The sequence below is a fragment of the Thermostichus sp. MS-CIW-37 genome, assembly GCF_054060065.1.
Genome location: NZ_JBSSCV010000040.1, coordinates 1 through 18,543 on the forward strand (window position 1 = coordinate 1; position 18,543 = coordinate 18,543).

Here is an 18,543-nt window from a genome sequence, read left to right on the forward strand (position 1 = left end):
TTGGCTTGCCAACTGCAGGGCTACCGTTCGCGTCAGCGGGCCGGAGGCCTTAAGCCCGCCCTGTACTGCGAAGCAGTCAGGGTCGGGTAGTTTACTCTTAAAGGGCTCAGCCCTGGCCTACAACCCGGTTCAACCCCTTGAGAAAGCCTTAGGAAACATTCAGAGAGCGGCCCACGTTCCTAAAGGCAGCTTGCACCTGAGGCCAGCGGGATTCCTGGGTAGAGGCCGTCAGCGTGTAGAGGCGATGGTGCCGAACGGTTACCGTCACCACCTCATGACGAAGCTGGGATCCCATATCGGTTTGGTATTCCAGCAGGTAATAGGGGTGCTCCTGCCGCTCAAAGGCTTCGGCAGCCAACAGCTTGGCCGAGCGACCGGATCCCTCAGGAGCAATGATCTTCTCCGCCACCAACTGCCCCACCTCATCCGGGCTGCCCAAATCGGCAATCGTCTCCCCCTTGTCAAACGGGGCGATCATCAGGCTGACGTTCTCGGTCTCGTACACCAGGTCGCGCAGGAGTACCACCGGCCCTTTCCCCGGCCCAAGATTGACCGCCACCATGCCGTTGGGGTAAGCAAAAGCAAAGGCTCCGCTGGGATCCCTGTAGGCCCGTAGGTTAGAGCCTGCGGAACAGGCACCGACCACCAAGCTGAGGCAGACACAGAGCAGCAACAGCGCTCTAGACAGCCACGGGCTGGTTGCGTAAGTGGGCCACAGGCCTGATCGGGCAGAATGCGCGCCTCGTGCTGCTGACATTGCTGGGATCCTCTCCTCAGGTGGGTTGCCTATTCTTCCTTTATCATCCTAGTACGAGCGCGCCAGCTCTAACCCCTTGGCCTGGGTGCCGGGCGTGCTCAGGCCTGAGTATCCAGCCCAGTTGGCCGGACTGCGCCCACGGAAAACTCCGGCTCAGCAGCGTGGTCGCCGATGTCGGCTGAGACTGAAAACAGGGGATCCTACCGGCCTAAAAGCAACTGCCGCTATTGGGGGAGCCGCTTCTCGAAATCCAGATCCGGTAGCGGCAGGTTGGCCTGGGCACCTCCTTGGCCGGTGAGCATTGCCAAGCGGCGGGAGATTTCGTCGTCCATAGCCATTTCATCCAGTTGGGCAGCAATCTGCTCGCTGCGATCTTCCGAGAGTTCGCTCATGGCTCGGGATTTGAGCTGGCGAGCCTGGATAGCATTCTTTGCCGCCTCAAATTGGGACTTGGCCGAGTCGATGTTGTAGGAGTTGTTGACGCGGGTCATCTGCTCCAGAGCTTGGTTCACCTCGTTGATGTCTTTGAGGTTGCTCAGCTCGCTCTTGTAAGCGGCCAATCGCTCTTTCTCGCGGGCCAGCTTTTGCTTGGCGGCTTTGACGTAGCGCTCGGCAGTTTCCACGTTCTCCTTAAGGGGGCCGAGAATGGCCTCAATTTGCAGCGCTTGGGACATAGCCAGGCGGGCAGCCTCTTGATCGCCCCGTTGGGCGGCCAGGCGAGCTTTGTTCTCCAGGGCCTGGTACTCCCGCACCTTTTGCATGTACTTCTGCTCAGCCCGCTGATAGGCGGCTACTTGGGTGGCAACGGCTTCCGTGAGACGCTGAACCGTCTCCTGCATCCTGCGTAGGGATTCTTCCGCCACCATCACCGCCCCTGTGCCACCTTTCTCCACCGGGATCCCCCACAGCCAGTTCCAAGTTCCGACGATGACGCTGCCGGCCCGTTGCCCAAAAATGCCGTAGATAATCTTGCGTGCGCCCATGGCCTGACCCTCCTGCTTGTGCGTGCCTCTACTGTATTTAACTTTCTCCCTGACTGGAAAGATCCCAGGGATCCGGCAAGTGGACAAATTCAAATCCCCGCTTCTTCAAAGCTGGGATCAACTGCCGCGTCACCTCAGCCACTTGGGATCCCCCCTCTACCCCATCGTGCAGCACGATCAAGGAGCCAGGCCGCACCTGGGCCAGCACCCGCTCCACTACCACCGATACCGGTGGGATCAGCCAATCCTCAGGCACCACGCTCCACATCACCGGACAAAAGCCCCAACGGCGCAAATCCGCAAGCGTCTGCGGCCAAAACAAGCCATTGGGCGGGCGCACAGCCCGATAATCGTCAGGGATCCCGCCACAGGCAGCCACCAGGGCAGCTTGGCTGCGCTTCAGGCTCTGATAAAGCTCTCCAGGGGCAAGCTCGGTAAAAGGGCGATGCTGCCAGCCGTGAAGGCCAATGCGGTGGCCTTGTTGGCGGATCTGACGGGCCAGGTGGGGCCAGCGCTGCACCCGTTCTCCCAACACAAAAAACGTGGCCGACACCTGAAAATCCATCAAAACCTGCAACAAAGCCGGAGTGTACTCAGGGTGAGGGCCATCGTCAAAGGTCAGAGCCACCCGCTGGGTATGGGGATCTGCCGGCAACTCCCACAGGCCGTCGGGAAAGAGGGTCTTGAGGCCCCAATGCAGGGGTGGGTAGAGAGATGGGGGCAGGATTTGCTGAGAAGAGAAGAGCATTGTGGTGAGCTGTATGTTGTCCAGAACCAGAGGGCAATGCTTTGGGTGATCAACTGGGTAACAAATTTAGGTATTGCCGATTGAGCCAACCAATTGAAAAAATGGGCATGAGCATTGTAGCCCGCAAAACGGAAATCAGGGTTGGCGGGCCCGTCGATGGGCTTTTGGATCTCGTCCTAGCCAGTTGTGATTACAGATTGTGCCTACAGATTGTGATTACAGAAGTTGCCATTGGGTGTCGGCAGCAGCCCGCCGCTCGAGTTCTTGAGACGGATGTGGGATCCCTTCTGCCCATAGCCCAGATCCGATAGGCTAGATTCACCCTCAAAGTATCAGCTGATGGCTTGGCAAACTCCAACACTGCTGCTGGTGGATGGTCACTCTCTGGCCTATCGCTCCTTCTACGCCTTTGCCTACAGCCGCGAGGGGGGGTTGCGCACTTCCACTGGGATCCCCACCAGCGTCAGCTTTGGCTTTTTGAAATCGCTGTTGGAAGTCTTGGACAAATACACCCCTACCCATGTAGCCGTTGCCTTTGATACACGGCAGCCCACTTTTCGCCACGAGGCCGACGAAACCTACAAATCAGGCCGCCCGGAAACGCCACCGGAGTTTATCGAAGATGTGGAGAACCTGAAGCAGGTGTTGACGGCACTACGCATCCCGATTTTGGTGGTGCCTGGTTTTGAAGCCGATGACATTTTGGGCACCCTCAGTAGGCTAGCCCCCCAAGATTACCGGGTGCAGATCTTAAGTGGCGATCAAGATCTGTTCCAGTTGATCGATACCGATGGAAGAGTTCGGGTTTTGCACCTCAACAGCAAAGATCGCATCAGCGAGTTTGGCCCCGAACAAGTGAAAGAAAAATTGGGCATCTGGCCTTGGCAGGTGGTGGATTATAAGGCCCTCTGTGGTGACCCTTCTGACAACATTCCCGGGGTGAAAGGGATCGGCCCCAAGCGAGCTGTGGAGCTGCTGGAGCGCTACGGCAGTTTGGATGAAATTTTCGACCACCTGGACGAGATCCAAGGAAAAGTCCAGCAATACCTCAAAGAAGGGATCCCGGCGGCCCATCACTCGCAATTTATGGCTCGGATCAAATGCGACGTTCCTCTTTCTCCCGACTGGGAGAGCATGAAATTAACCGGGTTTGATCAAGCAGAATTGCTGCCGCTGCTGGAAAAATTGGAGTTTCACAGCTTCATCGCCCAAGTGCGCAAAATACAAACGGCTTTGGGGGGGATCCCAACCGAGGCAGAGGTGGTTGGCGCTTTTAATCCCACCGGGGATCCCGCAAACGCTCCTGACGAAGCCCTGTGGTTTGATTTTGCCCTCGATCCCGTCCCTTCTCTGCCGGCGGTGCGCATCATCGATACGCCGGAGCAACTGGAGCTTTTGCGGCAAGAGCTGCTGGCCTGCCCAGGGATTGTAGCTTGGGATACTGAAACCACCAGTCTAGATCCACGGGATGCCCAATTGGTGGGGATCGGCTGTTGTTGGTCAGAGGGAGATATCGCCTACCTGCCCATCGGCCACCGCCAGGGATCCAATCTGGATTGGGAGCTGGTGAAACAAAGCCTGCAGCCCCTCTGGGAAGATCCCAACCGACCCAAAAGCCTACAGAACTGTAAGTATGATCTGAGCATTTTCCGCGCCCACGGGATCCGCCTGCAAGGGATCCGATTTGATCCCATGTTGGCCAGCTACGTTTTGGATCCAGAAGCCAGCCACAACTTGGCCGATTTGGCAGCCACCCATTTGAATTTGCCGACCACCAGCTACAAAAAGTTGCTGGGCAAGGAACAGTCCATTGCCGATATCCCGATTTCCAAAGTTGCAGAATACTGCGGAACTGATGCCTATTGTGCCTATCGTCTGGTGCCGATCCTCACCGAAAAGCTACAGAAAACCGATCTGCGCCTGTGGGATCTTTTTATTCAGGTCGATCTGCCCTTGGCCCAAGTTCTGGAAGAAATGGAGTGGATCGGCATTCGCATTGATACCGAGTTTCTGAGGCAATTTTCCCAAGAGCTGGAACAAGAGCTGCAAAGTTTGGAGCAGAAAGCCTATGCCCAGGCTGGAGAAACCTTTAACCTCAATTCTCCCAAGCAACTGGGATCCCTGCTCTTTGAAAAGCTGAAATTGGACATTCGCAAAACCCGCAAAACGGCTACTGGCTATTCCACTGATGCCTCAGTTTTAGAAAAGCTAGAGGGGGATCATCCTCTCATCGAAACCATCGTGCAATACCGCACCTTGGCCAAGCTGAAATCGACCTATGTGGATGCTCTGCCTGCCCTGGTAAGAAGCGATACCGGCAGAGTCCACACCGACTTTAACCAAACCGTTACTGCCACCGGCAGGCTCAGCTCCTCAAACCCCAACTTGCAAAATATTCCCATTCGCACCGAGTTCAGTCGCCGGATTCGACAAGCTTTTATTCCCCAAGAGGGATGGCTATTGGCGGCAGCAGATTACTCTCAAATTGAGCTGCGCATTTTGGCCCACCTCAGCCAAGAACCTGCCTTGCTGGAAGGCTTTCGCTCAGGGGAAGATGTGCATACCCTGACCGCCCGTCTGCTCCTGGAAAAACAAGAAATAACCAGCGAAGAACGCCGCCTGGCCAAAACGATCAACTATGGGGTGATCTATGGCATGGGAGCGCAGCGCTTTGCCCGCACTGCGGGGGTTTCTTTGTCGGAAGCCAAGCAATTTTTACAGCGATTTAACGAGCGCTACGCCGGTATTTTCGCCTACCTGCGCTCCACTGAAGCCTTTGTGGAAAAACATGGCTATGTGGAAACGATCTTGGGTCGCCGTCGCTATTTTCCCAATTTGTCTCGTCTGACAGGCCATCGCAAACAAGCCGAATTGCGGGCGGCTGTGAATGCCCCCATCCAGGGATCCGCCTCGGACATTATCAAAGTAGCAATGGTGCGCCTGCGGCAAAAGCTGCAGAACTTTCGTTCCCGCTTGCTCCTGCAAGTGCATGATGAGCTGGTGTTTGAGGTGGATCCCTCGGAATGGCAGGCCCTAAAACCGCTGATCCAAACAGAAATGGAAGGAGCAGTGCCCCTCTCCATACCGCTGGTGGTGGATATCCAAATTGGCCACAATTGGAAGGAAGCCAACTAGACCATGGGAGGCAGAAAACCCCAGGTTTGCAAGGAAAGGGATCCCGGCTCCGTGAAAATGTTAAGCTATGTAAAAGCGTTTGTTGTTTTCTTATGGCTGTTGAGATTTACACCTGGCGTTTTTGTCCCTTCTGCATCCGGGCCAAGCAACTGCTGGATCGCAAGGGCGTGAAATACATCGAATACGCCATCGATGGAGACGAGGTGGCACGGGCGGAAATGGCCAAGCGGGCCAATGGTCGCCGTTCGGTGCCGCAAATTTTCATCAACGACCAGCATATCGGCGGCTGCGACGATCTTTACGCGCTAGAGGCTCGCGGCCAGTTGGATCTGCTCCTACAGCAGGCTAGCTAAGCCTCAACTGTATCTCTCATCACTTTGTAGCCTGTTTAACTTGAGCGCGAGCCTGCTTCACCATGGCAATTAAGGTTTGATGGGCGTCCTCGGAGTCCCGCAGGGGGTGGTCGAAGCGGATCCGCAGCGTTTGTACGGCCCCGTCGACCTGCACCCGCAAGTCCATCCCTTCCGGGTCAATGGCCTGCATGCGGGCTTGGGTAACTCCTTCCACCTGGCCAAAGACCCTGGCGTAGAGGGCTATTGCATCGGCATGATCTTCGTTCATGTGCTTGCAGATGCGCTCGCTAACTTGGGGGGTGAGAGGATCGCCCATGGCAGTTGTTTTTGGCTTACAGCCCTCAGTTTAAAGCTCCCGCCAGTCCACAGTAAACTACCCAACCCTACCCCTGGCCAGTACAATAATGCGGCTAACCCAGCGTTAAAAGCGGCGCTCCCGGATAGGCAGCCGTTTAGGTTTCAGAATAAAAAGGCAGGGATCCCTTCCCCTCCATCCCAGAGAACACCAGGGATCCAGGGGATCAAGCTTGTCCTTGGGCCTGTAGCTCCAACAGCTCATCTGCCATATCCAAAAAAGCCTCCCGATCCAGATAGGAGACATCTCCCACCCACTCCCCCAGCTTGACCACATAGACCTCGCTCAAGGTGGGCCGGCGCTGCAAATCGCGGGAATAGGCTTTCACCAACCCGAGCACCGATTGCTTTTTGACAATTCGCCTGTAGCGGGGATCGTCCTTGGCCCGCACACGATAGACGACTCCGGTCTCATCGCCAATTTCCATCTCAAACTGGCGCTCCCGCACCTCTTCAATGTAGAAGTTGCCATCTTCATCCAGCTTTTCTCGCTCTTCCACCACCACCTCGTAGCGGCGAGTGCGCAACACCTGCCCAAAAAACAATCCCCCATAGGGAATCTCGCGAAAGGCTAGCTGACGGCGGGAGATGGTATAGAGCGGCCCCCACAGGAAGGGATAGAGCAACGAGAGAATCCCGACCAGGAAGGCGATTGCCCCCAGAAAGGATCCCTCGCCAAAAGCGCGGGAAAGAACCAGCAGCGCCACGCCCACCAAAATGGCCGTGATGATACGGCCCGTGCTCTTGAGGGCATCGCTCCAGTAAGCCGCATACTGAAGGCGCGTTGGCACCACCGGAATCACCGATTCGCATTCTTCTGGGGTTAGCTCCAACAACATGCTCCAAGGATCCTCACAATGCCACACTCCATCTGCAACCCTGGTGAGGGCGGGCCAGACCTTATCTTAAAATGAGGCAGGGCTGCTTCGCCGCCGGGCTTGTCTGCTGCCAGTTCTTGCACACTTCCCATTTCCATGCTGACAGGATCCCATTTCTCCTCGACCAGCCAGGCCATCAGACAGCAGGTGGCCCAATTGGACGAGGGATCCCGTCGAGACAAGGCTTGGCTGGGGGATGCGGTGTTGAGCTTGTTTGCCCGGCAGTGGCTGCTTGGGCCACCTCAAGACTGGCAAGTGCCCTCCCCGCCCAGTTGTGACCTGAATCGCGCAGAACTCTTCACTTGGCTGACCTCCAACCAATTTTTGTCGGCCTTTAGGGATCCCACGCAGGTGGAAGCGGAAATCGGCCTATCTAGGGCGGCTTTGTGCTATGCTGCCTGCAGCGGCAGGGTAGTCAACCGCTCTATTCGCGTCAGCGGGCCGTAGGCCTTAAACCCAACAGTCTCACGACTGGATGCAGCCTCAATAGGTTTTGTAGTTGTTGTTTGCAACGGTACCTAAGGGCATTGGGGAACCGCCCTGCACTCGCGTCAGCGGCGCGTAGCGCTTGGGGGAACGCCTGGGGAGATGAGCACCGCTGTCGTAGAGGGGCAACCCAACACGGTAAGTGCTGTCGCAGAACCAGGAACCAGAATCTCCTGCCTAAAGGCAGGGGAGTATGTCAAGAAACAGAAGGTCTGCAAGCAGCGTTTGAATACATCCAGACGCACCTGCTGCCGCTGTTTGTGAGGCAGGTGAACAACCGCGCCAAAGCTCTGCGTGGCAAACGCCGCTAGCCAGTTTCTCAGCAAAGCAAGAGCGCGGCAGGATTGCTGGACAGGTCGCTTTTTGAGGGGGAAGCGGAATTAATGGGAAGAAGGGGGATCCACCCAGCGCCCATCGGCTTTGATCAGGTCGATCAGCGCCTGCACGCCTTCCGATTCCGGCACCCTTTTCACTTCCTCTTTGCCGCGGTAGAGAGAGATCACCCCCGGCGTCTTGCCCACGTAGCCGTAGTCGGCGTCGGCCATCTCTCCCGGCCCATTGACAATGCAGCCCATCACGGCAATGTCCAACCCCACCAGATGCTGGGTTGCGGCGCGCACCTTCTGCAGCACCTCCTCCAAATTGAACAGGGTGCGGCCACAGGAAGGGCAGGCCACATACTCCACCATGGTTTTGCGCAGGTTCAGAGCTTGCAAAATGCCGTAGGCCACCGGGATCTCCTTTTCCGGCGCTTCCGTGAGAGAAACCCGAATCGTGTCGCCGATCCCTTCAGCCAAGAGGGTTCCGATCCCCACCGCCGACTTGATGCGCCCATATTCTCCATCGCCCGCCTCGGTGACACCTAAGTGGAAGGGATAGTTTAGGCCCAGGGCATCGAAGCGACGGGCTGCCAGCCGGTAGGCCGCCAACATGACCTGCGGGCGGGAGGCCTTGAAGGAAAGCACCACATTGTGAAAGTCTTGCTCGGCGCAGATTTGGGCAAATTCCAGGGCCGACTCCACCATGCCCTCAGGCGTATCCCCGTAGGTGAAGAGCATCCGCTCTGCCAGGGATCCATGATTTACCCCGATGCGCAGGGCTTTGTTCTGGGCTTTGAGGGTCTGGACAAGGGGGGTGAAGGTTTCCCGGATTTTGTTACGAATGGCCTCAAATTCCGCCTGGGTATATTCTGTGCGACCGGGCTGAGGTTTTTCAAAGACGAACAACCCTGGATTGATGCGCACCTTGTCCACGTATTTGGCTACTTCCAGGGCGATCTTGATGCCGTTGTGATGGACATCGGCTACCAAAGGCACCGGCTTGTAGGTTTGGATCAGCTTCTCCCGAATCGCCTCCATCGCCTTGGCATGGGCCATGCTGGGAACGGTAACCCGCACAATCTCTGAGCCTGCCTCGTGCAGACGGCGGATCCCGGCCACTGCCGCGTCGACGTCGAGGGTGTCCTCGTTAATCATGGACTGTACCACCACCGGGTGCTGGCTGCCGATCAACACATCAGCTACGGCCACCGTGCGGGTGGGGCGACGGGGATAGACCGGTTCTGGGTAGGGCTGCTGGGTGGGGGCGTTGGGCCGATCCAGGGTTTGCATAGCTTGGTCAAGCCAAAAGAGCTGCTCTAGCTTGATTGTAGGTCGGAAACTAACCTGGGATTCGACTCAGCTCAGGGTAGAGGCTGAGGGGTTCAACCCCGAGGATTTCGACGGGATCCCCAACCCTCAGGTGCTTGCCCGCCTCCGTTCTCGGGATCCACGTATTGATCCCAAGGCGATAGAAATGGTCAAAGCGGCTGGCTTCGGCCCAGGGTGGCAAGGTTTTCTGCCGTTGCGCCACGAAGTGCTTTTGAAAACCGGGATAGGCCTCTCCGCTCAGGGGATCCCGGGTGGGCACCACACAGCGGGCGCAGGGGTTAAGGCCCAGCAGCTCCACTTCCCCGATGCGAAAGCGCACCCCTTGATCTGCGCGGGCAAAGAGACGATCCTCCCAAAAGGCAGAGCAATCCGACAGCTCGATATTCATGCGAAAGCGCTGCCGAACCGCTTCCAGGGTCAAGTTGGGGAACCAACCAGCCACCGTCTCCAGAGTGGCTGTGCTGATCAGGGTGGGGCCGTCGGCATAGGGATCGTCTGGAAATCCCCTGACAGGATCCTCCAGCAGTTGCACCGGAAAGCCCAACCAGTGGCTGAGCCAAGTTTGTAAAGCATCCCGCTGCTGCTGCAGGTCAAACTGGGCCGTCTTGCCCTCCCCCCACAACTGCACCCGGCCCAACCGGGGATCAAACCGGGCCCGCAGGCGGTGGACTGCAGCATGGCGTTTGCCGTTCACCCGCTTCCCCTCCGCATCCACCAGGGCGTAGCGCCGATCCCCCTCCAAAGTCCCCCCTGCCGTCAGCCTCACCTCAGACAGAGGGATCCCATCCAGGGACTTGATGGGATAGACCGTTAACCTGGCAACCTGGGGCATGGCCTGTCTGCCGGGATCCCTGGGGGTGGGATCCGCCTTAGCTGCTTAACTGTCGGCTTCGGTGGGATGGTCGGTCATGGGGTAGCTGCGGATAAAGTCTCTGGGGGTTACATTTTCTACAAACTTGCGAAAGGCCTCCCGCTCCGCCTCGTCGGCATCCTGGTTCATGGGGATCGAGGCTTCCGCAATGACCTCTTCCACCGTCCAAATGGGAACATGGGCCCGCAGGGCAAGGGCAATGGCATCGCTGGGGCGGCAGTCGATCTCCTGTTTTTTGTCGCCATTCACGGTGACGAGCACCGCGTAAAAAGTATTGTCCAGCAAGGCGTGAATGATGACCCGCTCCAGCTTGATCCCCCACGTCTTCCAGGAGTTGAGGATGAGATCATGGGTCATGGGGCGCAGTGGCTTTTGGTCGTCCAGCGCCTGCAAAATGGCATTGGCCTCTGCTTTTCCCACCCAAATGGGCAGGGCACGACGCTCACTGCTATCGCGCAGGATGACGATGGGGTTCTGGTTAACGGCATCAACCGCAATCCCAGCCACATGCATCTCGATCATGAGCAATTGCCTCCAGCCGGTGATCTAGATCGTATCTACGGGTATCAAAGTTTGGCAACACACTATGAGCTCAGTCGGGGGTTTGGTGGAAGTGGCCTTGATCGGGGGCACCAGCGAGAGCCGCAGCTTGGCCGACGCCCTCAGCCGGCAGGGGATCCCTTGGGTGGCAACCGTCACCACTGAAGGGGCCAGAAGGCTGTATCAGGATTTGCCCGGTCAGGTGGTGGTCACCCGATTTTCGCCGCCATCTCTGGAACAATTCCTGCAAGAGTGCCGGATCCGCGTAGTGGTGGATGCCTCTCATCCTTTTGCCCAGCAAATCTCGCAACTGGCCATCCGGGTGACGGCCCAACTGGGGATCCCCTACCTGCGCTACGAACGCCCTCCTGTAGAGCTGGATCCCTGGGTACAGGTGGCACCGGATTGGCAGGGGGTGCTCACAGATGCGGTGCTGGCAGGGCGGCGGGTGCTGCTGACGGTGGGAGTGAAGGCCCTGCCCCTGTTTGTACCTTGGCAAGATCGCTGCCAACTGTGGGCACGGGTGCTGCCGGAATCGGTTCCCCAAGCGGTGCAAGCCGGGATCCCTGCCGAGCGGGTGATTGGGATGCGCTTACCCCTCAGCTTGGAGCAGGAACTACAGCTTTGGCAACAGCTCAGCCCTCAGGTGGTGATCAGCAAAGCCTCTGGGGAAGCAGGCGGGCTGGGGATCAAGCAGGCGGTGGCCAAAACCCTGGGGATCCCTTTGTGGGTGATCCGCCGACCCCCCTTGGACTATCCCTGGTGCAGCCAGGATTTGACAGAGGTGGTGCAGGAATGCAGGCGATGCTTGGGCAGAGCCAAACCTTGAGGTTGCCCGGCTCCAGTCCAACGGGTCAAAACGGCTCTTCGGGGGGCAGGTTGGAGTCGCGGTCTTGACGGGATCCCAGCAGTTCTAGGCGATCTACAGCGATGATGGGCCTCTGGCGCTCTTCTCCGGTGGATTTGTCTTTCCAGCGATCGAACTTGAGGCTGCCCGTTACCCCGATGAGGCTGCCTTTGCGCACATACTCTCCGGCCACCTCGGCAGTGCGGCCCCACAACTCTAGGCTGAACCAATCGGGCTTGTCTTCTCCTTTGCGGAATCGGTTGACCGCCAAGCTAAAAGTACAGACCACCTTGCCTGACTCAAAGTAGCGCACCTCCGGATCCATGCCGGCTCGCCCCACCAAGGTCACCAGGTTCAAGCTCATGGGTAGTTTCTCCAGACCGCCAGTAGATCTAGCCTTCGTTGTAGCGCTCGCAAGGGATCCCTGTCATCTTTTGGCCTGCGACCGTCGGCTTGGGCTCAGAGCCGATTCTTTAGGATATCTACAGATTCAACTGCGGGGATCCCGATTGATCTCTGGGAAAAGCCTCTGCTGTGATGGACTTGATGCTCGGGATCCGGATCCGCACTCTGTCGCAAAAGTTTACAATGGCAGAAGCAGTTGAGCAAATGCCAGCCCACCAGACACTCCCACCGGCCAATTGCAGGGCTAGCAGAGCAGGTTCGTTGCTGTGAGAGGACGCATTCGGAAGCATTTCCCATGGAATTCATCTACACATACGCCTGGTTGATCCCCGTCTATCCTTTGGTGGCAGCCTTTCTCCTCGGCTTAGGTATCCTGATGTTCAACGCCTGGACAAGGGCCAACCGCTCTTTGGCTGCCTTTTTGAGCGTGTTCGCGACCGGGACGGCGATGGTTCATGCCTTTGCCCTTTTGGTCAGCCAGGTGCAAGGGCACGAAACCGTCCTCAGAACCATCACCTGGGCCCAGGCGGGATCCTTCTCGGTGGACATGGGCTTTGTCGTGGATCACCTGAGCGCCATGATGCTGGTGGTGGTGACCACGGTGGCCTTTCTGGTGCAGATCTACTCCGATGGCTACATGGCCCACGATCCCGGCTATGTGCGTTTCTACGCCTACCTGAGCTTATTTAGCTCCTCGATGCTGGGCTTGGTGGTCAGCCCCAACCTGGTGCAGATCTATATCTTCTGGGAGCTGGTGGGGATGTGCTCCTACCTGCTCATCGGCTTTTGGCACGACCGGCAGGCGGCGGCAGAAGCAGCGCAAAAGGCGTTTGTGGTCAACCGGGTGGGAGATTTCGGCCTGCTGTTGGGCATCTTAGGTTTTTACTGGATTTCCGGTACCTTCGCGTTCAACGAGATCGGGCGCAACTTGCAGGAGATGTTGGCTGCCGGAGCGGTGAGCAGCAGCTTAATTGCCCTGTTTGCGGTGTTGGTGTTCTTGGGGCCGGTGGCCAAGTCCGCTCAGTTCCCCCTGCATGTGTGGTTGCCGGATGCTATGGAAGGTCCCACGCCCATTTCCGCTCTCATCCACGCAGCCACGATGGTGGCGGCTGGGGTATTCCTCTTGGCCCGCATGTTCCCGGTGCTGGAAGGGATCCCGGTGGCCATGGACATCATCGCCTGGACGGGGGCGGGCACAGCCTTCTTGGGGGCCACCATTGCCATCACCCAAAACGACATCAAAAAAGGCTTGGCCTACTCCACCATTTCCCAGCTGGGCTACATGGTCATGGCCATGGGGTGCGGCGCCTATGGGGCGGGCCTGTTTCACCTGATGACCCACGCCTACTTTAAGGCGATGCTCTTTTTGTGCTCTGGCTCAGTTATCCACGGCATGGAAGCGGTGGTCGGCCATGACCCGGTTTTGGCCCAAGACATGCGCCTGATGGGGGGGTTGCGCAAATACATGCCGGTTACGGCCATCACGTTTTTGATCGGCACGTTGGCCATTTGTGGGATCCCGCCCTTCGCCGGCTTTTGGTCTAAAGACGAGATCTTGGGCGCTGTTTTCGAACGGAACCCAGCTCTGTGGGGGGTGGGCTTCCTCACCGCCGGGATCACCGCCTTCTACATGTTCCGCATCTACTTCCTCACCTTCGAAGGGGAGTTTCGCGGCACCAACCTGAGACTGCGGCAGGAGGTGGCCATCAGCCAGGGCCGTCCTGTGCCGGCTTTTGCCTACGTTTTTGCGGGGAAACAACCGGCCTTTGGCCCTGGAGCCATGAACATTCAAGAAAAACCCCAGCCCAGCAGCCATCCTGAAGCCCAGGAAAACCTGCACGACGGAGATGCCCATGCCTCAGAGCCCCATGAGTCCCCTTGGTCGATGACCTTCCCGCTGTTGGCTCTGGCCGTCCCTTCTGTGCTGATTGGCCTGGTGGGCACCCCTTTTGCCAACTTCTTTGAAGCTTTCATCCACCCACCGACTGAGTCTGTGGCAGAGGCAGGCTCGATTTTACCGCTGGTGGCAGCAGAGTGGCAGGAGGTGCTGGCGGGCCATTTCGATTGGGCAGAGTTTCTGATCATGGCGGGTAGCTCCGTGGGCATCGGGCTGATCGGCATCACTTTGGCCAGCTTGATCTACTGGCAAAAGCGCATCGACCCGGGCACCTTCCCCCAAAGCCTGCAGCCGCTCTACTACTTCTCCCTCAACAAGTGGTACATTGACGACCTCTATGAGCGAGTCTTTGTGCAGGGCACCCGCTTCGTGGCACGGGAGGCGCTGGAGGTGGACAGCCGCATCGTGGATGGTGTGGTCAACCTGACGGGCTTGGTGACCATGGTGAGCGGCGAGGCGATGAAATACCTGGAGAGCGGCAAGGCCCAGTTTTACGCTTTGATTATCTTTGCAGCGGTGGTGGTGATGGTGGTGGCCTCGGGGGTGGGATTCTAGCCTGAGGGCAAGGCTGCTCGCTCGGCCAAGGGATCCCTCAGCCTAGAACTGCTGCTATGCTACGGAGCAAGTTGAGCGGATCCCTTGTTGCAATGGCCCCGCGTCGTCTTACGTCGATTTCGGATCCCCTGTTGGCGGAAAAGCAAGGTCAGAGGGAGCGTGTCTTTGCCCTGAAAAATCGGATCGAAGCAATCCTCTATTTGAAGGGGCAGCCTCTGGAGCTATCGGCCCTGGCCCAGTTGGCCCATTGCAGTCGCGACGAAGCCTACGATGCGCTGCTGGAATTAATGGAAGACTATGCCCATCGCGATTCCGCCTTGGAGGTCTTACAGCTGGAGGAGGGGTTTGCCCTGCAGTTGCGGGAGCCGTTTTTGGAGCTGGCCAACCAGCTTTTACCCCCTGAAATTGGGGTGGGTGCTACCCGTACCCTGGCTACAATCATTCTGCGTGGCCCGCTCTCGCAAGCCGATTTGGTGGAGTTGCGCGGTCAAGGTGCTTATCAGCACGTGGCAGAGCTGGTAGAAAAAGGCTTCGTTACCCGCTATCGCAAAGAAGGCTGCCGTTCCCCTTGGTTGCGGGTGACCGATAAGTTTCATCGCTACTTCACGGTAGATGAGCTGGCCAAAAAAGCAGCAGAGGCGGCTTCTTTCCCCGAAGAATAAACTTTGAAGAATAAACTTTCCCCAACTGCAAAATGAGGGATCCCTAACTCCTCTCTCCCAAAGGGAAAGTGTCTCAATCTGGCTTGAAATAAAAAAGGATCCCCTGGTCGGGGATCCAAATCGAGGGGAGCGCAGCTTCGGCAGAGAAGGGATCAGCCGAAGTAGGTTCGATTGCTGAGACTTCTACTTGTTGGGCTGAGGGGTGACCCGCAAATAAGGCTTAATTTCCTTGTAGCCTTTTGGGAACTTCTCTTTCAGCACTTCCGGATCTTTCAGCGAAGGCGGAATGATGACATCGTCACCGTCTTTCCAGTCGGCGGGAGTGACAACGTTATACTTATCCGTCAACTGCAGGGCATCGATCACCCGCAGGAGCTCGTCGAAGTTGCGGCCTGTGCTGGCCGGGTAGGTAAGAATGAGGCGTATCTTCTTGTTGGGATCGATGATGAACACCGAGCGCACCGTCAGGGGCAGCCCTTCTTGGTTGATGTTGGTTTGATCCAACATGTCGTAGAGCTGAGAAACCTTGCGGTCTGCATCCGCCAAGATGGGATAGTTCAGGGTGGTGTTCTGGGTTTCCTCGATGTCTTTTACCCAGCCCACGTGGGAGTCCACATCGTCCACACTGAGGGCGATCACCTTCACACCCCGCTTTTCAAATTCGGGCATCAGCTTGGCAACGGTGCCCAGCTCTGTGGTGCAGACCGGCGTGTAATCGGCGGGGTGAGAGAACAGCACCACCCAGCTATCTCCAGCCCAAGAGTAGAAGTCAATTTCGCCGTGGGTAGACTTTTGCGTGAAATTGGGAGCAGTATCGCCAAGTCGGAGAGACATACGCTCTTGATCCTCCGTAAAAGGGTTCAATCCGGTGAGACAGGGATCCGGATCCTTCGACCCGATCCCTCCCGATCTTGCCACATAACTCCACTTTTCCGAGCGGATTGCAGGTGATTTTAAGATTCTTGCTGGCGGGAGGGAGTGCTCCTCCTCTTCCCTGACGCCTTGCGCCCAGGCAGAACGTAAACAATTGCTGCGCGGATCTTAACGTTCCTTAAGTTCTTTGCTGCAGCGGTAGCCCCCTAGAAGTATGCTAGGTAGCACTAGATCCTCTGACGTAAGGTAGGCCATGGAAGAATTGAGGCAAGACGCAGAAACCGTTACACCTTGCAGCTTGGCCACCCTGTGGGCGCAAAAATATGTAGACAAGCTACGGGCACAGGCTGCCTTGGGCGAGCTGCCAGGCGCCCCTCTAGCTGACAAGGTGAAGGGATCTTTGCGCTTTGCCAGCTCCCAGGCCTGGGCGAAGACGGAGCGGCTCTTGGCTGCTGAAATACCGAGGCAGCGGCTGGATCCGGACTTGATTGATCCCTGGCAAATTGCCGAGGATTCCCAGGAGTTATTTGAAAAGGCAGCAGCAAGTTGTGGGGAGGGCCTCTCACCAGCCCGCTTTTCGGTAAAGATCGCGCCATCTTGTGGCCAGCTGCGGGCTCGCTACAGCAAGCCGGATCCGCGGGTACTTGGCTTTTTAAGCATGCAATTTCACTACACGGGGCAAATGGTCCTGCAGGCTCTGCTGCCCCAGGAGCGGGGTCTCTTCCACCCCTACTTGAAAGTTATGGATGACCACCTGTACATGCCTTTGCAGAGGATGTACGAGGCCGCTGCCGCCCAGGCAGGCGATCACTTTTCTGCGCCTTTGGCTGCTATTCAAGAGCTCTTGCCCCTGGTTACCAGCGTGGCAGAGTCCATTTGTGCCGAGGTAGCCCAACGTTTTCCGGACTATCACTGCGAAAGCGGTCCCTTGACAGATCTGAACGTGCGGATTTCCAGCATCCGCGATGTGGAGATGTTTCAGGTGTACTTGGGCCTCTGTGCCCTAGAAGGCAGCATGGCGGCTATCCAGCAGGAGCTGTTTCCCCTCTGTGTGATGCTCTACCCCCCTTTGAAAGTGAGCTGGGAGCTGGTACGGCAGATGCTCAAGCTCTTGGATAAGGTTCTGAGGTCTGGTCTCAGCCAGGCCAGCTATGCCGTCCTGCTGCCCTACCTCCAGGCAGTGCAGGGTATGTTCTCGCTGGAGGTTTTTCCTGAAAATGACCCCATCTGGAGCCATCATCCCAATGTGATGCGCTTTATGGAGACGGCGCAGAATCTGTTGCAAGAATTGCTGGCTCAAAAAGCTTAAAGGCCAGTTAACGCCACCATTCCTATTCCCGCTCGCGACCTCCCAGTTACGCAAGGAAGGGAACATTGGCAGTTGCTGCTCAGCCTGCCTGCAGCTTGGGATCCACCAGCTCGGCTACGAATTGGTGCAGGATGGTGACATAGCGCTCTCTGGCCACTTCCAGCAAATTGTTGTGACCGGCCCCTTCGATAGGCACCAAGCGTTTGGGATCCCTCGCTGCTTGATAAAGGGTTTCAGCGTGCCAAAAGGGGATCAAACGATCATGGGTGCCGTGCAAAATCAGCAGCGGGCAATCGATCTTGGCAATGCGGCTGAGGTTATCGAAGCGATCGAAGGGCAGCAGCGGGATGCGGGTTAAGACGCGAAAGGCTGTGACGAAGGTGGATTCCAGGATCACGCCCCCCACCGGCTTTTGGGCTGCCAAATAAACCGATGGCCCACCCCCTACTGATCTTCCATAGACCAAGATCCGCTCCGGCGGGATCCCTTGGGCAACTAGGTAAGTGTAAGCGGCCTCGATATCTTTGTAAGCGCCGGCCTCGGAAGGGATCCCTTCGCTGGTGCCGTAACCGCGGTAGTCGTAGGCCAAGACGGCAAACCCAGCCTGCTGCAGGTGCACCAAGCGGGGCAGGATATCCCCCAAGTCTTCAGCGTTGCCATGGCTATAGAGGAGGGTATAAGCAGCAGCCGGATTGGGCAGATATACCGCTGAAATCTGCAGCCCATCAGAGGTCGTGAGCTTGAGAATGGCGTCCCCATCTCGATAGCTGGCGGGCTGGGGCAGAAAGATCAGCCGCTCCGATTGAAACCAGCCCAGCCAGAGCAGGTAGCCGTACACCACCAGCCCGACCAGCAGCAAGGATCGCCCCACGCGCAGCCATGGGAAGGATCCCCAAACTAGTTGTAGGAGATCTCGGTGGGGCATTGACAGGAAGGCATCGACAAGTAAGTTAAGCTCAATTTGCGGCACTTGCCCAAGGTTCTGCGCTGCTTACAGGCAACCCCTTTCCCATAAGGGAAGAGGGGAGCAGGAAAACTGCATCCTTCAGCCAGAAATCGCAGGAGCCCCGCACTGTACCCGTAGGGTCAGTGTCGGGAGGAATGCGGAAGTTATGATAGAACCATGACCCAAGTCCTGACCGTCTTCTGCAAGCTCAAGGTGTCCCAGTCGCAAGCCGCAAAGTTGGATGCGACAATGGATGCCTTTGTGCAGGCGTTGAACTGGGTCAACCAAAACACAC

General features: G+C 57.4%; 19 protein-coding genes and 1 pseudogene. 9 read left to right on the forward strand and 11 right to left on the reverse strand.

The features are described 5' to 3' along the window. Positions 1–148: 148 nt before the first annotated feature. The 3 genes from psbP to ACVWYZ_RS13215 form a co-directional block, all read right to left on the reverse strand. The gene (gene psbP, locus ACVWYZ_RS13205; protein ID WP_414381637.1) at positions 149–673 is read right to left on the reverse strand and encodes a photosystem II reaction center PsbP; all 525 of its coding nucleotides are present in this window, start codon (positions 671–673) and stop codon (positions 149–151) included. 308 nt (positions 674–981) lie between these two features. Beyond that, positions 982–1,740, reverse strand: a complete 759-nt coding sequence (locus tag ACVWYZ_RS13210) for a PspA/IM30 family protein (RefSeq protein WP_457467318.1) — start codon at positions 1,738–1,740, stop codon at positions 982–984. 37 nt (positions 1,741–1,777) lie between these two features. Further along, a complete protein-coding gene (locus ACVWYZ_RS13215; protein WP_457467319.1) occupies positions 1,778–2,488 on the reverse strand; it encodes a polysaccharide deacetylase family protein in 711 nt (236 codons plus the stop codon). Positions 2,489–2,568: 80 nt separating this feature from the next. Between ACVWYZ_RS13215 and ACVWYZ_RS13220 the strand changes: the two genes are divergently transcribed. The 3 genes from ACVWYZ_RS13220 to grxC all read left to right on the forward strand — a co-directional run bounded on the left by ACVWYZ_RS13220 (position 2,569) and on the right by grxC (position 5,976). Next, on the forward strand, positions 2,569–2,799 hold the full coding sequence (locus ACVWYZ_RS13220) for a hypothetical protein (protein ID WP_414355428.1): 231 nt from the start codon (positions 2,569–2,571) through the stop codon (positions 2,797–2,799). 28 nt (positions 2,800–2,827) lie between these two features. Then, complete coding sequence (gene polA / locus ACVWYZ_RS13225) at positions 2,828–5,623, forward strand: DNA polymerase I (RefSeq protein WP_457467320.1); 2,796 nt, start codon at positions 2,828–2,830, stop codon at positions 5,621–5,623. Positions 5,624–5,715: 92 nt separating this feature from the next. Further along, a complete protein-coding gene (grxC, locus tag ACVWYZ_RS13230) occupies positions 5,716–5,976 on the forward strand; it encodes a glutaredoxin 3 (RefSeq protein WP_457467321.1) in 261 nt (86 codons plus the stop codon). A gap of 19 nt (positions 5,977–5,995) precedes the next feature. Here grxC and ACVWYZ_RS13235 read toward each other — a convergent pair whose 3' ends face one another. Both ACVWYZ_RS13235 and ACVWYZ_RS13240 read right to left on the reverse strand, forming a co-directional pair. Beyond that, on the reverse strand, positions 5,996–6,292 hold the full coding sequence (locus tag ACVWYZ_RS13235; protein ID WP_011431796.1) for a DUF2470 domain-containing protein: 297 nt from the start codon (positions 6,290–6,292) through the stop codon (positions 5,996–5,998). A 205-nt stretch (positions 6,293–6,497) separates the two neighbouring features. Further along, the gene (locus ACVWYZ_RS13240; protein WP_414355425.1) at positions 6,498–7,169 is read right to left on the reverse strand and encodes a hypothetical protein; all 672 of its coding nucleotides are present in this window, start codon (positions 7,167–7,169) and stop codon (positions 6,498–6,500) included. A 99-nt stretch (positions 7,170–7,268) separates the two neighbouring features. On the opposite strand from ACVWYZ_RS13240, the gene ACVWYZ_RS13245 reads away from it, so the two are divergent. After that, positions 7,269–7,655 (forward strand): hypothetical protein, encoded by a 387-nt coding sequence (locus ACVWYZ_RS13245; RefSeq protein ID WP_457467322.1) that lies wholly within the window; start codon positions 7,269–7,271, stop codon positions 7,653–7,655. A gap of 419 nt (positions 7,656–8,074) precedes the next feature. Here ACVWYZ_RS13245 and ispG read toward each other — a convergent pair whose 3' ends face one another. From ispG to ACVWYZ_RS13260, 3 genes are read right to left on the reverse strand one after another with little or no spacing between them, the layout of a single operon-like run. Further along, positions 8,075–9,304 carry a (E)-4-hydroxy-3-methylbut-2-enyl-diphosphate synthase gene (ispG, locus tag ACVWYZ_RS13250; protein WP_011431793.1) on the reverse strand — a complete coding sequence of 410 codons (1,230 nt, stop codon included), beginning with the start codon at positions 9,302–9,304 and terminating at the stop codon, positions 8,075–8,077. 49 nt (positions 9,305–9,353) lie between these two features. Next, positions 9,354–10,175 (reverse strand): MOSC domain-containing protein, encoded by an 822-nt coding sequence (locus ACVWYZ_RS13255; protein WP_457467323.1) that lies wholly within the window; start codon positions 10,173–10,175, stop codon positions 9,354–9,356. Positions 10,176–10,220: 45 nt separating this feature from the next. After that, positions 10,221–10,736: a bifunctional nuclease family protein gene (locus ACVWYZ_RS13260; RefSeq protein WP_414374361.1), complete on the reverse strand. Its 516-nt coding sequence runs from the start codon at positions 10,734–10,736 to the stop codon at positions 10,221–10,223. Between the two features lie 64 nt (positions 10,737–10,800). Here ACVWYZ_RS13260 and ACVWYZ_RS13265 point away from each other — a divergent pair, with 64 nt between their 5' ends. Beyond that, the gene (locus ACVWYZ_RS13265) at positions 10,801–11,583 is read left to right on the forward strand and encodes a cobalt-precorrin-6A reductase (RefSeq protein ID WP_457467324.1); all 783 of its coding nucleotides are present in this window, start codon (positions 10,801–10,803) and stop codon (positions 11,581–11,583) included. 25 nt (positions 11,584–11,608) lie between these two features. Here ACVWYZ_RS13265 and ACVWYZ_RS13270 read toward each other — a convergent pair whose 3' ends face one another. Continuing rightward, complete coding sequence (locus tag ACVWYZ_RS13270; RefSeq protein WP_414350270.1) at positions 11,609–11,965, reverse strand: single-stranded DNA-binding protein; 357 nt, start codon at positions 11,963–11,965, stop codon at positions 11,609–11,611. A 336-nt stretch (positions 11,966–12,301) separates the two neighbouring features. Between ACVWYZ_RS13270 and ACVWYZ_RS13275 the strand changes: the two genes are divergently transcribed. Beyond that, a complete protein-coding gene (locus tag ACVWYZ_RS13275) occupies positions 12,302–14,458 on the forward strand; it encodes an NAD(P)H-quinone oxidoreductase subunit 5 (RefSeq protein WP_457467325.1) in 2,157 nt (718 codons plus the stop codon). 92 nt (positions 14,459–14,550) lie between these two features. Next, complete coding sequence (gene scpB / locus ACVWYZ_RS13280) at positions 14,551–15,120, forward strand: SMC-Scp complex subunit ScpB (protein WP_457467326.1); 570 nt, start codon at positions 14,551–14,553, stop codon at positions 15,118–15,120. 183 nt (positions 15,121–15,303) lie between these two features. Here the strand turns inward: scpB and ACVWYZ_RS13285 are convergent, their stop codons facing one another. Continuing rightward, the gene (locus ACVWYZ_RS13285; RefSeq protein ID WP_414418879.1) at positions 15,304–15,954 is read right to left on the reverse strand and encodes a peroxiredoxin; all 651 of its coding nucleotides are present in this window, start codon (positions 15,952–15,954) and stop codon (positions 15,304–15,306) included. A gap of 292 nt (positions 15,955–16,246) precedes the next feature. Between ACVWYZ_RS13285 and ACVWYZ_RS13290 the strand changes: the two genes are divergently transcribed. Beyond that, positions 16,247–17,302 (forward strand): hypothetical protein, encoded by a 1,056-nt coding sequence (locus tag ACVWYZ_RS13290; protein WP_457396424.1) that lies wholly within the window; start codon positions 16,247–16,249, stop codon positions 17,300–17,302. Between the two features lie 79 nt (positions 17,303–17,381). Here the strand turns inward: ACVWYZ_RS13290 and ACVWYZ_RS13295 are convergent, their stop codons facing one another. Beyond that, a complete protein-coding gene (locus tag ACVWYZ_RS13295; protein ID WP_457467327.1) occupies positions 17,382–18,227 on the reverse strand; it encodes an alpha/beta hydrolase in 846 nt (281 codons plus the stop codon). Between the two features lie 198 nt (positions 18,228–18,425). Here ACVWYZ_RS13295 and ACVWYZ_RS13300 point away from each other — a divergent pair. Beyond that, positions 18,426–18,543 (forward strand): annotated as a pseudogene (locus ACVWYZ_RS13300) (RNA-guided endonuclease TnpB family protein); the annotation flags it as partial.